Source organism: Listeria welshimeri serovar 6b str. SLCC5334 (genome assembly GCF_000060285.1).
GTDB classification, from domain to species: domain Bacteria; phylum Bacillota; class Bacilli; order Lactobacillales; family Listeriaceae; genus Listeria; species Listeria welshimeri.
Genome location: NC_008555.1, coordinates 1,200,737 through 1,213,775, shown reverse-complemented (window position 1 = coordinate 1,213,775; position 13,039 = coordinate 1,200,737). Strand labels below are relative to the sequence as shown.

The following is a 13,039-nucleotide window of genomic DNA, read 5'->3' as shown; positions in this document are numbered from 1 at the left end:
CACCTCGCTAAGCAATCTGCATCAAAACAGATAACATTTTTTGATCATCTTTCTTTTGTAATTCGTCTAACACATGCGCATAGGTTTCTTGTGTGACACCTACGTCAGCATGTCCTAATCGTGCTGAAATCGTATGAATCGAAACACCTTCTGCCAGCAATACGCTTGCATGCGTATGTCGTAATGCGTGAAAGCTAATCTGTGTAATGCCTGTTTCTTTGCATTTAGCAGCTAAAAAATTGTTGATGGTTGAATTGAATTGACGTTTGTAAGTGCCGTCTCCAAATTTTTCAACGAAAATGGGTTCATTTTCTGGTAAATCTTTTATAAGTGGTTTGAACTGCCCGACGATTTGCCAGTCTATTTTGATGGTCCTTACTGACGACAATGTTTTTGTTTTAGCAAATCCCTTGTTATATTTGTAATCCCATGTCTTGTTGATAGATATAGTCTGTGCTGTCCAATCAAAATCAGCAGGAGTAATAGCTAAAGCTTCCGCATAGCGCATTCCTGTCTTAGCTACGAGCATTACGAACCATCCAAATCCGATTTCATTCGTATCGAGTGATTGTAATAACTTCGATAACTCCTCTTTCTGTAAGAATTTCCGTTTTTTCGCTCGTGTCGGTTCTGCACCTTTTATAACCACTCGATATGTTGGGTCTTTATCTATTAATCCATCGTGAAACAAATCTTTAATGCACGCTTTTACATGATGATGAAAATCTTTTACTGTTTGTTTCTCATGCGTTGTAGCATACACGTTAATAATTCGTTGATATTCTCGTCTGTCAAAATCTGAGATGAAAAGTTTTGGGCATATATCTCGAAGTTGTTTTGCTGCATTATAGTATTTAGCTAGTGTTATTTTTGCAATTGCTCCAACTTTATACACTTCAATCCACTCTTCAAAGTAATCACAAAATAGTATTTCTTTTTGTTTCTTAGCCATGTTCTCCCTCCTAAAAAAGTTTCAATTGTGATGCTTCTTCGTCCTCTGTTTCTAATTCATTTAAATATCTATCAGCTACTGAAAGTGGGCTTTCTATATGTTCGATAACTGGTTCTAGCCATTTCTGAATATTAAATTCCTTCTCTATGGTTTCAGTGTGTGGCATGATGTTGAAAGAGCTGAAATTCAATAAGTCGTCTTTATCGTTTTGAATGAAATATACTTGTTTCGCTTCTCTTGTTAGCGCATCCCCGTGAATAACTGTTGCGTTCATTCCTCTAATTAATAAATTGAAAAGAAGGAAAGGTAACGCACGATCTGATAATTCTTCACATTGATACAAATACATAGATGGTAGATAATCAAACGGCGAATATTTTAGGCAATCTTCATACCATTTTCGAATCGTTAAACTACCTGTACCAGCGGCAACATCTAGTCTTGTTCCTCCCTGACCATCTGTTAATCCTCTTACTAATTGCGATGCAACGCTACTTATTGCAGCTGGTGTAAAATCTTGTGCATATTTCTTTTTATTCGCATGCTCTTCTTCAAAATAGACGTGAAACCAATCTTTTTCTAAATGCGTATCATGTTGTAAAAACTGCTTAAATATCTCTTCTCGTTTTTCTCTATCAAACAATATTTTCATTAGCGCATCTGACGCTTGATATGATTCTTTTATTCCGATTAAATTATTAATTGTTTCTGTTGTTAGTGTCACGCCTGCACCTCTTTCATAACTCATAAATTCTTAATCTCTTCTAGCTTTTCAATCAGTCGTTCATGTGTTAAATTTCTAAGAACATCGTTTGTTACAGATGTGCTGTATTCCAACTCCCAATTTTTGTCATTTGTAAATTGAATAACCGCAAGTTCGACGCCGGGACCCATATATTCCTTGATTACACTAGCGCCATAGCCATTTTTAAATCGATAAATAGTTTGTTCACTTTCAAACTGATTCTTTTTCTTATGTTCTAAAATGTATTCTTTATACTCATTTGCGATTGTTTTCATGTGTTTAACTCCTTGCTCAGCCATTTTTGCGTTTCTTCTTTTTCTTTCTTTGATGTCTCATTTATTAACCGTTCTAAAATCTCAATCTGAAAATCAATTTCTTTCTTTTTTTTCTTTTTGATATAACAATATTTCTTTTAATCTGCATAAATCGATTGTATTTTGTACATTCATCTATCATCGCTCCTCAGTGTCGAAATCCATCGTCCCAGTATTCGTCTACTACCAGCGGATTTTCTACATTCATTCTCTATCACTCCTTGCAAGCAGCATTAATAGAAGTATCAAAGCAACAATCATTATTAATTCAGCCATTTAGTATCAATCCACCGATTCCTACAACAAGTGCGATTAACACTGTCAAAGCTAAACAAACTAATGTGTATCTGTCTGATTTTTCAATATATTCATTTCCGTTTTCATCAATACTTATTAGCCCAAAAAATCGTAATAACTTCATTTAAAAACCTCATTTCAAGAATATTTTAATCCATTCCGCTACAATATATGTGACTGACAGCAATGCTCCGATTTGGAAACAAAACAGAAATACTAGTAGCTTACTTTCATGTTCACTTATGAATTTCTTCATTCTCATTTCTCCGTTTCTATGTTATAATTAATACAAATATTTTTTCGTAACTCACAGTTTTAGTAAGCTCTAACTTACTATTTATAGCTGTGGGTTTTTCTTTTACCAATGGCGCTCAATCGAATTCGCAAATCTATGCCTGTACTTTGGTCTCTTCTTGTGTTTTATTTTGTAGTCTAAATGTCGCGATTGAAGCTCTGTGAGTAGATATTTATTGTCTTTTCGACTAATTTTCGCTACATATTCTGGATCATATTTTCTTATTTCTTCAATTAGATATTGCATTTCATCTATCATTTTTCACACCTGCTTGTATACAAATTTTTTAATCAGCCAATCATTTGCTTTCACTGCATCGAATGCCCACTGTTCATGATAAGATTTGTCATTCCAATTGCTGAAATTTGCAACTTCTGGATAATTATAAATATTTTTTTGCCACCAAGAAACGCTTCGCGGACTTGCAGCTGCAAATTCATCTAGTGTCCAAACTCCGTGTAAAAATTGCATCTTGGCGGATTTTACTTTTCGTGGTCTTGGCATCTTCTATATACCTCCCTCATTTATTAACCCCTAAATTAATTAATATTCAGTTCTAAAATTTCAATGATTGTCTTTCTAACTTTCGATGCGTTTCTTTTGCCGTTTATAATATCTGACAAGTAAGCATTACTAATATCTAACGTTTTTGCTAAATCCGATTGTTTCATGTTTATTGCCTTTAATTTTGCGTATACTGCAACTGCAAAACGTTGGTGTTCTACTGACATGTTGTAGCTCCTTTCTATAATATTAGCTAATTATTTAGCACATTGTTGACAAATATTAAACTTTAGTGTAGAATCAAAACATAGCTAAATAAGCTCCCATTTGCACCATATATCATTGGGGAATGATTGTTATTGGTTTTATTTGGTGTTTCATTTAGCTAAATAATTAGCTTATGAACATAGTATATTAAACTTTAATGTAGATGTCAATCTTTTTCTACAAAAAAGTTTAAAATGTTTATTGCTACTATGAAAAGGTGTTAGAAATGACTACGTTTGATAGAGTAAAGGTATTAGCTGAGAAACAAAAAATAAGCATTGTTGAGTTAGAAGAGAAATTAGGCTTTGGTAGAAACTCCTTATATTCATGGAAGAAAAAAACGCCTAATGGCGAAAATTTAAAAAAAGTAGCCGATTATTTCAATGTTACTACTGATTATTTACTTGGACGATCAAAGAACTTAAATATTTTAGAAACAATTGCAGCGCATATAGACCCAAACGCGACAGAGAAAGAATTACAAGAAATTATTAATTTTATTGAAGAAAAACAAAAACAACATCAAAAAGAAGAAACAATTGATTTAGTTAAAATTGCTTCAAAGTATGATGAAGATATTGCGAAATTTGTAAAAGAAAATCCAGATTTTCGTTATGAAGTACTTGAACAAGTATCTGATGAAGAAGCTGTTAGTTCTGTTAAATCATTTATAGAAATATACAAGCAAAATAATTTATAAAATGTAATTTATTTACTTAAGAGATACTTGACTTGAGATTAATTTACTATATATTTTCTTAAAATATTAACATTTTGTGAAAACGTTATATTTATCACTTTCTAAGTGTATAATTAAATAGCAACGTTGCAAAAAAATGACAACGGGGTACAGAGATATGACAGATAGAATGACTGCAAAACATGAATACTTAATCTACGAGTGTAAAAGTCGCTCTGGATTAATAAGAATCAATAACACTATTTTCATAGTTATAAACAGCGAATTAAGTCAAAGCGAAAGAATAACAGAATTTGCGAGACTATTAAATCAAATATAACTATGTAACCACTTGCGGCCGCGGTGGATACATAAAAAAAGATATATGCACTATTGTGTTTATATAAAATAAAAGGAGAGATGAAAATGTCAAAAACAACAGGTCAAGATGTTGTCATTTGCAAAAATTGTGGAAGTAATAGCGTTAAATACACTGGTAATATCAGTACATTTTTATTATATGTAGGTCTTGCATGTATTGTTGTTGGGGTAATAATACCGTTTGTCGGTTGGTTTGTTATTTTACCCGTTGGTTTGATTTCTATGATTTCTTCAATAATAGCTTATTTTCTCGTAAATAAATCATATTTCAAATGTCAATCGTGCAAACATTCTTTTAAAGTTAGTTTAGACGAGTATAAACTTTACAAAGCTTCTATTAAATAATAAAAAAACGCCCTCCCCGCACAGAGATAAGCGTTTCTAAACACACACATAGAGTATGCAAATTCATTTTACCATAGTTTGCTATACTCTTCAAAAGAACGTACGTTCTAAAGAAAGGATGGTAACGATGAAAAAGAAAAAAGATAAATTACAAATAAAGAAATTAAAGAATGGAAAATATACTACAAGAATCAATGTGAAAGTCAAAGGGGTATGGAAAACTCAGAGAGTTACCAAAGACACTATAGAGGAAGTAGAATATAAAGTAGCGAAATTAAACAAAAAATCTAAAGATGGTACATTAACTTTAAACTCTAGCTTAAAATTATTTGATTTTTGTGATATTTATATAAAAACTTACGTTGAAAAGATACTAAGTGATTCAACTCTAAATTCATATGAGAATGCTTTTAGAGAGCTAAAAGATTATTTCGGTAACATTAAATTAGATAAAATAGAACCGTTGGAATATCAGCTTTTTATTAATCATTTAGGTAAAGAATTGGCTTATAGTACTGTTGAGACTAGACATAAAAAAATCACTGCAATGTATAATAAGGCAATAATGTTAAACTATGTTAAATCAAATCCGACATCCGGCGTAAAAATCGCGGGACAGGATGTTGCAGCAATGAAATTACAATATCTTGAAGACGATCAAGTAGCTCATTTGAAAAAGCTTGTAGAAGATTCTATGTCCGTTTCACGAGCGGTTATTTTTTTAGCTATTCAAACCGGAATGCGATTTGGGGAAATTATTGCGCTCACATGGAATAGTATAAATTTTGAAAGGCAACGTATAGTTGTAAAAAATTCATGGGACTATAAAAAGAAAAAAACTTTTGTTCCTACTAAAACGGAAGAACGAAGAACTATTTTTATAGATGATTCAACAGTTGATTACTTAAAAAAATACAAAAAATGGTCGAAAGAATATATCAGTAATGAAAATATTACAAATGATTTATCGCTTGTTTTTTGTACGAGAGATAATCAACCTATTGATAACCAATCTTGCAATAAAATGTTAAAAAAATTATTTATGAATATAAGTAATGAATATGTTACTTTACACAAACTCAGACATACACACACAGTACAATGTCTTGAAGCAGGTTTAGATATTATCTACGTTTCTGAACGTTTAGGTCACGCTGACATTAGCACGACTATGGAATACTATACGCATGTTAGTAAAAAACTGAGAAACATGAACGAAGATAGAATATCCAATTATTTCAACAAAGAAAAAACGTCATAAAAATGGCATAAAACGTCATAAAAACATGCAAAAACCAGGGGAACATCAGCAAATAGAAAAATCTCTAAAATGTTTTCAAACTCTTTAATTTCAAGGGTTTTCAACGTTTTAGAGATTTCTTTAATATAGTTATTAACGTCCTGAGAGGGATTCGAACCCCCGACCGACGGCTTAGAAGGCCGTTGCTCTATCCAGCTGAGCTATCAGGACAAATGGCACTGTTTTTTCAACAGCCAAATACCATTTTATGTTTAAATTGCTTGTTTGTCAATGGTTTTCTTTAAGATATTGGATATTTTCTTGAATGCATGTCTTTTGACCTAGTTATGTTTGGTTAATGGGAAAATTTGGGTAAGATCTTTTAGTTCGTTGTCGTCACGATCCATAAAACGAACTTGGATTCCTTCTGGTGTAGAATCGATTAATGCATAAGTCTTGATGCGAATTCTACCTCTTGGCAAGGAAATGCTGCCAGGATTTAAAATAATGGTGTCATCGAGCATATCTACGCCTAATTCATGGGAATGACCAAAGAAGGCGAAATCAGCATTTAATTCACGAGCACGATATCGTAAGTTCATCAGTGTCATCTTGATATTGTAAAGGTGACCATGAGTAGTTAAAATACGATAACCATCCACTTCTCCTACCCAATCATTTGGAAAACCTCCGCCAAAGTCGCAATTACCTCGGACAGTGTGAAATCCTTGAATTGCTGGATCATCTGCTTCTAATTCAGAATCTCCACAATGAATCATAGCGTCGACTGTGTTTTCGTATTTTTCTTTAAGATGGATTAAACAATCACGTTCTGAGTGACTGTCGCTAACTACTAATAATTTCATTTTGGTTCCTCCCCCTAGTGCTACTGTTACCTATTCTCTCACTTTTTAGTAACTTTTTCTACTACTTCTGTTAAATCTTTTTCTAGTTGTTTAATGGCATTCGCACGGTGGCTAATTTCATTCTTTTTCTCAGCTGGGATTTCAGCCATTGTTAAACCGTATTCAGGTAAGAAAAATAGTGGATCATAACCAAATCCATTTGTTCCACAAAGTTGTTCTGCAATTATCCCCTCTACTTCTCCAGTATAAAAAGTAGTTTTTTCAGACGGTGTAGCTACAGCAAGTGTACAATGGAAACGCGCTGTTCTTTTGGCCGGTTCCACACCTTCTAAATTTTTAAGTAGTTTTTCATTATTTTTGGCATCATCGTGGGCGACACCAGCATAGCGTGCCGAATAGACGCCAGGAGCTCCGTCAAGCGCGTCTACGATTAATCCGGAATCATCAGCAATTACGGTTTGATTTAGCAAGCTAGCGACTGTTTCTGCCTTGAGAGCAGCATTTTCAGCAAAAGTTGTTCCTGTTTCTTCAATTTCACCTATTTCCGGGAAATCAGCAAGTGTCGCAACTTCAATATTAAATTTAGCAAAGATTTTTTCGAATTCTTTTGCTTTTCCTTTATTTGCGGTGGCAATAATAATTTTACTCATCTTTTATTCTCCTTTAATCCGCGCTGTGATTTTGTCGCCAAGTATTTCTTTTTGGATTTCGATTAGTTCACTTATTCCTTTTTTACCTAGAGCAATTAGTTCAGCTAATTCAGTTTCTGAAAAAGTGGCTTCTTCGCCTGTTCCTTGTAGTTCCACAAAGGCGCCGCTCCCGGTCATAATAATATTCATATCCACTTGTGCTGCACTATCTTCTATGTAGTTAAGATCAAGCACTGTACCGCCCTCTTCTAGAACACCAACACTTGTTGCTGCAAGAAAATCTTTTACTGGAAATTTAGTAAATGGAACTTGTTCGTCTAATTTAGCAATTGCCATGACCATTGCGATGAAAGCACCTGTGATAGAAGCTGTTCGTGTTCCCCCATCCGCTTGGATAACATCACAATCTAACCAAATAGTTCGTTCGCCAAGTGCATCTAAGTCAACTACTGCACGTAAAGCACGTCCAATAAGGCGCTGAATTTCCATTGTTCTCCCAGTTACTTTACCTTTCGAAGACTCTCGGATATTTCGTGTATTTGTAGCTCGTGGTAACATGGAGTATTCTGCGGAAATCCAGCCACGACCTTCTCCGCGCATGAATGGTGGCACTTTTGTTTCTACACTTGCTGAACAAATAACTTTTGTATTTCCTGATGCGATTAACACAGAACCTTCTGGATGCATTAAGTAATCTGGTGTGACTTCGATTTTTCGTAGTGCATTTTTTTCTCTTCCATCAACTCTCATTAGTGACACCTCTTATTTTCCTAGTTTTATATGTTCTACTATCATATCTGGCATATTTAACCAGTCTTTTGCAATATCTTTGAAAATTTGTGTGGAACCTGTTGTGAAAAAACGATGTTCAATTTCTTCATCTGTGGCATCTAGTAAATTATGATAATCTAGTAAGGCACTTACTTCACTTGCCGTTTCTTCCCCAGAGTTAATGACTGACACACCATCGCCCATAAAATTCTCAATAATCGGTTTTAAAAGTGGGTAATGTGTGCAACCTAAAATTACCGTATCAATCTTGGTGCTTTTAAGTGGTAAAAGTGATTCAGCTACTACTTTTTTAGCAATAGCACTTTTGTACTCACCAGATTCTACGACAGATACAAATTTTGGACAAGCAAGCGAATCTACTTCTACCCGGCGATTTAATCCTTTTAATGCCGTTGGATATGCCATGCTTTCGACGGTTCCAATCGTTCCTAAAACGCCGATTTTGTTATTTTTAGTTGCTTTTAGTGCTGCTCTTGAACCTGGTTGAATAACGCCAATCACAGGAATATCCAATTTTTCACGAATATCATATAGTGCAGCTGCGGTTGCGGTATTACAAGCAATAACGAGCATTTTGATTCCGCGATCTACTAAGAAATTAGTCATTTCCCAAGTAAACTTAGCTACTTCTTCTTTGTCACGTGGTCCATAAGGGCAACGTGCGGTATCTCCTAAATAATATACTTGTTCATGGGGTAGCTGTTTTAGCACTTCTCGCACTACTGTCAAACCGCCTACTCCCGAATCAATAAAGCCAATAGCTTGTTTCACAGTCTCGCCTCAATTTCTTTATTAATTTCCATTTTTTTATCTATACCTTCCATTTTCTTATTTTTCGGCTTTTTCGCAAGTCTTTTCTATGAAAAAAGCTTTTTTATAGAAAATTCTTTGTTGTGCTTTCCATTTTGGGGTGATTTTGGTTATAATGGTGTATGAAAGTGGGGTATCCGATATGACAGAAAATGAACAGAATGGACACGAGGAACATATACTCGTCCCAAGCTTTGGTTTAGATTTATTACGAAATTACTTAATTCCCGAAATACTTGGTGATGAGGCGCCTCACATTATGTACTGGGCTGGGAAAGATTTAGCACGTAAATTCCCACTGGAGACTCTTGATGAAGTAGCAGATTTCTTTGAAAAAGCTTCATGGGGAAAATTTAGTATTTTGAAGGAAAAGAAAGATGAATTGCGTTTGCTTTTGCAAGGTGAAATGGTGGAAGCGCGATTTACTTCTCAAGAAAATCCGACTTTTAAACTAGAAGCTGGTTTTGTAGCGGAACAATTACAAGCGCAGAAAAAACTCTATACTGAAAGTTATGATGAAGTAGACACACGCAAAAAGCAAGTAACTATTATTGTGAAATGGGACCGTAAAGAAACGGTTGATAACGAAGAGCGTTACTAAAAAATAAGCTTGAGGTAACAGATGTACATCCTAATTTAGGAGTAGTCGCGTTACTTCAAGCTTATTTTTATTTATCTAACTCAAATTGATCATGTAAAGCTTGGGCTGCTTCTACCATGTTACGGGCAGAAACTACAGTGGAAACTTTGATTTCTGATGTGCTAATCATTTTAATTGGAATATTATTCTCTGTTAAAGCTTCAAACATTTGTGCAGCTACTCCTGGATTACTTACCATTCCAGAGCCAACAATAGATACTTTTGCTAATTCTTGTTCAGATTCGAGTTTTTCGATTTGAAGTAGTTCTTTACTTTCTTCTAAAACAGCTAGTGTGGCTAAAAGTGCACTTGTTTTGATTGTGAAGGATAGATTGCCATGACCTAGTCCTGTAATCCCCTGAATAATAATATCCACGTCAATATTATTTTCGGCTAATTTTGTGAAGACTTTAGATACTCGCATAGCTTCTTTTTGTTTCCAGTGAATAGTTACACGGGTGATTTGGTCTTCAAAAGCGATTCCACGGACTACTTTGGTATTTTCCATTGTTAAATCCTCCTTAATCATTGTGCCAGGTTCTTTTTCGTGACTCGCTCTTACTTCAAGCGGTATCCGGAAGTTTTTCGCATATTCGACAGAGCGTGGATGCAAAACTCCTGCTCCTAGGTTAGCTAGTTCTAACATTTCATCATAGGTTATTTGTTCTAGTTTTTGAGCATTTTTGACATAGCGCGGATCTGTTGTGAACACTCCGACAACATCAGTACAAATAGCACATTTTTCTGCATTTAAAGCTGATGCAATTGCAACCGCAGTTGTATCAGAACCACCCCTGCCTAAAGTAGTAATTTCTCCATCCGAAGTGAAACCTTGAAATCCTGCAACCACAACAATTTGTCCTAAATCAAGCGCAGATTCTATACGCGAACTATCAATTTCAGCAATCCTTGCATTACTATGTACTGCTTCTGTTTCAATGCCAGCTTGCCAACCTGTTAAAGAAATAGCGTCATGGCCTTTTTCTTTTAACGTCATTGCTAGTAGTGCAATCGTAATTTGTTCACCAGTAGAAAGTAGCATATCCATTTCGCGTTTATCTGGCGTTTCACTAATTTCTTCCGCCATTGCTACTAATTTGTCGGTTGATTTTCCCATCGCAGAAACGACGATGATGACTCTATTTCCTTGTTTTTTTTCATAGATGGCTTGGTCCGCTGTTTTTCCAATTTTATCTACGGTGCTAACAGACGTTCCTCCAAATTTTAATACGACTAGTCCCACTCTCGTTCCTCCTGGCTTTCATTCTTTTTTATCAATGATTTTATTTTAGCGCATTTATGTGTTGAAGGGAAGAGTGATTGCTATTTAATTTATAAAAATAACTTGAATGTATAAAAACACCAATAACCTAAGAGTCATTGGTGTTTTTAAATCTATTGAAGCTAAATTGCCTAACTGGTATTTGCAACTAAAATTATTTTTGTTCCGTATTTTTGGCTTTTTCATTGAAAGTGGTAATGTGTTTATGCACTTCTTCTGCAACATTCATAGGAACACCAGCTTCTTTGATTTCTTCCACAGAAGCTTCTTTTAATTTTTTCATGGAACCAAAATGTTTGAGTAGTTTTTTCTTACGTCCCGGACCTACGCCTGGAATGCCATCAAGAATGGATTGGAAACCTGTTTTGCTACGTAATTGGCGATGGAATGTGATGGCAAAGCGATGGACCTCATCTTGCATTCGTTGCAGTAAATAGAATTCTTGGCTGTTTCTCTCAAGTGGAACTATTTCTAGTGGATCACCAAATAATAGTTGACTGGTACGGTGTTTGTCGTCTTTGGCAAGTCCTGCTACTGGTATGTCTAAGCCTAATTCATTTATAAGGACGTCTTTAGCGCTGTCAATTTGGCCTTTACCACCATCAATTAGTATCAAATCAGGCATTGGTAGTCTCTCTTTTAGCACTCTCCAGTAACGTCTTCGAATAACTTCACGCATCGTAGCATAATCATCCGGACCTTCCACGGTTTTGATTTTGTATTTCCGGTAATCATTTTTACTTGGTTTGCCATCAAGAAATGTGACCATGGCCGAAACTGGGTCTGTACCGTGAATGTTGGAGTTGTCAAAAGCTTCCACGCGTGATGGTGTTGGAATTCCCATTGCTTCACCAAGCCGTTCTACCGCACCGACTGTTCGTTCTTCATTGCGTTCTAGTAACATGAATTTTTCATTTAAGGCGATTTTGGCATTTTTATAAGCTAGTTTTACAAGTTCTTTTTTGTTTCCGCGTTGTGGTACGATGATTTTTGTGTCGGGAACAACCGCTTGAACGGCTTCGCTATCAACATCATCTGGTAAATAGATTTCTTTTGGCGGAATATGATTTGCTTTTTGATAAAACTGACCAATAAATGTGAGGAAATCTTCATCCGCATCATTGTAAAATGGAAACTGCGAAACATCGCGCTCAATGAGTTTTCCTTGACGGATGAAGAATACTTGGACACACATCCAGCCTTTATCAATAGCATAACCAAATACATCACGGTCAACAAAATCATTCATTGTCATTTTTTGTTTTTCCATCGTTGTTTCGATTGCGTTAATTTGGTCGCGAAATTCTCCTGCTTTTTCAAATTCCATATTTTCTGCGGCCACTTGCATTTTTTTCATTAAGTCATTTTTGACGGTTTTATAGCCGCCATTTAAGAATGCCACAATTTCATCTTGCATTTCTTTATATTTACTTGCCTCCACGTCAAATACGCATGGTGCAAGACATTGTCCGAGGTGATAATATAAACATACTTTATTTGGTAACGTGCTACATTTTCGAAGCGGATATAGCCGATCTAAAATACGTTTCACTTCATTTGCAGCATAGACATTTGGATATGGTCCGAAATATTTCCCTTTATCTTTCTTGACTTGACGGGTAATAATCAAACGCGGATGTCGTTCGTTAGTAATTTTTATAAATGGATACGTTTTATCATCTTTTAAACGTATATTAAAACGCGGGTCATGTTTTTTGATTAAATTGATTTCTAGTAGTAACGCTTCTACATTGGATGAAGTAACAATATATTCAAAGTCCACAATTTCTTGAACTAATCGTTGTGTTTTACTATCATGTGTCCCTGAAAAATAAGAACGTACACGATTTTTCAACACTTTTGCTTTCCCAACGTAAATAATGGTTCCTTGTCTATCTTTCATCAAATAGCAACCAGGTTGGTCTGGCAGAAGCGCTAATTTATTTTGGATATGTTCAGAAGACATTTTATCAACTCCAG

At 35.0% G+C, this 13,039-nt stretch carries 16 protein-coding genes and 1 tRNA gene; 4 read left to right on the top strand and 13 right to left on the bottom strand.

Annotation, left to right across the window (positions count from 1 at the left end):
• Nucleotides 1–7: 7 nt before the first annotated feature.
• The 6 genes from LWE_RS06090 to LWE_RS06065 form a co-directional block, all read right to left on the bottom strand.
• Nucleotides 8–952, bottom strand: a complete 945-nt coding sequence (locus tag LWE_RS06090; protein WP_011702016.1) for a site-specific integrase — start codon at nt 950–952, stop codon at nt 8–10.
• Nucleotides 953–962: 10 nt separating this feature from the next.
• The gene (locus LWE_RS06085) at nt 963–1,700 is read right to left on the bottom strand and encodes a DNA methyltransferase family protein (RefSeq protein ID WP_011702015.1); all 738 of its coding nucleotides are present in this window, start codon (nt 1,698–1,700) and stop codon (nt 963–965) included.
• Nucleotides 1,697–1,972, bottom strand: a complete 276-nt coding sequence (locus tag LWE_RS06080) for a hypothetical protein (RefSeq protein ID WP_011702014.1) — start codon at nt 1,970–1,972, stop codon at nt 1,697–1,699. The genes LWE_RS06085 and LWE_RS06080 overlap by 4 nt, the downstream gene beginning before the upstream one ends.
• Before the next feature lie 307 nt (nt 1,973–2,279).
• Nucleotides 2,280–2,432 carry a hypothetical protein gene (locus LWE_RS14670; RefSeq protein WP_009929542.1) on the bottom strand — a complete coding sequence of 51 codons (153 nt, stop codon included), beginning with the start codon at nt 2,430–2,432 and terminating at the stop codon, nt 2,280–2,282.
• A gap of 432 nt (nt 2,433–2,864) precedes the next feature.
• Nucleotides 2,865–3,107, bottom strand: a complete 243-nt coding sequence (locus tag LWE_RS06070; RefSeq protein ID WP_011702013.1) for a hypothetical protein — start codon at nt 3,105–3,107, stop codon at nt 2,865–2,867.
• Between the two features lie 35 nt (nt 3,108–3,142).
• Nucleotides 3,143–3,334, bottom strand: coding sequence for a helix-turn-helix domain-containing protein (locus LWE_RS06065; protein ID WP_011702012.1), 192 nt, complete (start codon nt 3,332–3,334; stop codon nt 3,143–3,145).
• 266 nt (nt 3,335–3,600) lie between these two features.
• Between LWE_RS06065 and LWE_RS06060 the strand changes: the two genes are divergently transcribed.
• The 3 genes from LWE_RS06060 to LWE_RS06050 all read left to right on the top strand — a co-directional run bounded on the left by LWE_RS06060 (nt 3,601) and on the right by LWE_RS06050 (nt 6,040).
• Entirely contained in the window at nt 3,601–4,074 is a 474-nt protein-coding gene (locus LWE_RS06060) for a helix-turn-helix domain-containing protein (RefSeq protein WP_011702011.1), read from the top strand.
• Nucleotides 4,075–4,479: 405 nt separating this feature from the next.
• Complete coding sequence (locus tag LWE_RS06055; protein ID WP_041176335.1) at nt 4,480–4,779, top strand: hypothetical protein; 300 nt, start codon at nt 4,480–4,482, stop codon at nt 4,777–4,779.
• Between the two features lie 127 nt (nt 4,780–4,906).
• Nucleotides 4,907–6,040, top strand: a complete 1,134-nt coding sequence (locus tag LWE_RS06050; protein WP_011702010.1) for a tyrosine-type recombinase/integrase — start codon at nt 4,907–4,909, stop codon at nt 6,038–6,040.
• A 136-nt stretch (nt 6,041–6,176) separates the two neighbouring features.
• Here LWE_RS06050 and LWE_RS06045 read toward each other — a convergent pair.
• The 5 genes from LWE_RS06045 to racE form a co-directional block, all read right to left on the bottom strand.
• Nucleotides 6,177–6,250 (bottom strand) — tRNA-Arg (locus tag LWE_RS06045).
• Between the two features lie 110 nt (nt 6,251–6,360).
• Nucleotides 6,361–6,885 carry a metallophosphoesterase gene (locus LWE_RS06040; RefSeq protein WP_011702009.1) on the bottom strand — a complete coding sequence of 175 codons (525 nt, stop codon included), beginning with the start codon at nt 6,883–6,885 and terminating at the stop codon, nt 6,361–6,363.
• Nucleotides 6,886–6,923: 38 nt separating this feature from the next.
• Nucleotides 6,924–7,535, bottom strand: a complete 612-nt coding sequence (locus LWE_RS06035) for an XTP/dITP diphosphatase (protein WP_011702008.1) — start codon at nt 7,533–7,535, stop codon at nt 6,924–6,926.
• Between the two features lie 3 nt (nt 7,536–7,538).
• Entirely contained in the window at nt 7,539–8,285 is a 747-nt protein-coding gene (rph, locus tag LWE_RS06030; RefSeq protein ID WP_011702007.1) for a ribonuclease PH, read from the bottom strand.
• 12 nt (nt 8,286–8,297) lie between these two features.
• Nucleotides 8,298–9,098 carry a glutamate racemase gene (gene racE, locus LWE_RS06025; protein WP_011702006.1) on the bottom strand — a complete coding sequence of 267 codons (801 nt, stop codon included), beginning with the start codon at nt 9,096–9,098 and terminating at the stop codon, nt 8,298–8,300.
• Between the two features lie 145 nt (nt 9,099–9,243).
• Between racE and LWE_RS06020 the strand changes: the two genes are divergently transcribed.
• On the top strand, nt 9,244–9,738 hold the full coding sequence (locus tag LWE_RS06020) for a YslB family protein (protein ID WP_077904715.1): 495 nt from the start codon (nt 9,244–9,246) through the stop codon (nt 9,736–9,738).
• A 67-nt stretch (nt 9,739–9,805) separates the two neighbouring features.
• Here LWE_RS06020 and LWE_RS06015 read toward each other — a convergent pair whose 3' ends face one another.
• Nucleotides 9,806–11,020, bottom strand: a complete 1,215-nt coding sequence (locus LWE_RS06015; protein WP_011702004.1) for an aspartate kinase — start codon at nt 11,018–11,020, stop codon at nt 9,806–9,808.
• A gap of 193 nt (nt 11,021–11,213) precedes the next feature.
• Nucleotides 11,214–13,025: an excinuclease ABC subunit UvrC gene (gene uvrC / locus LWE_RS06010; protein WP_011702003.1), complete on the bottom strand. Its 1,812-nt coding sequence runs from the start codon at nt 13,023–13,025 to the stop codon at nt 11,214–11,216.
• Nucleotides 13,026–13,039: the final 14 nt, after the last annotated feature.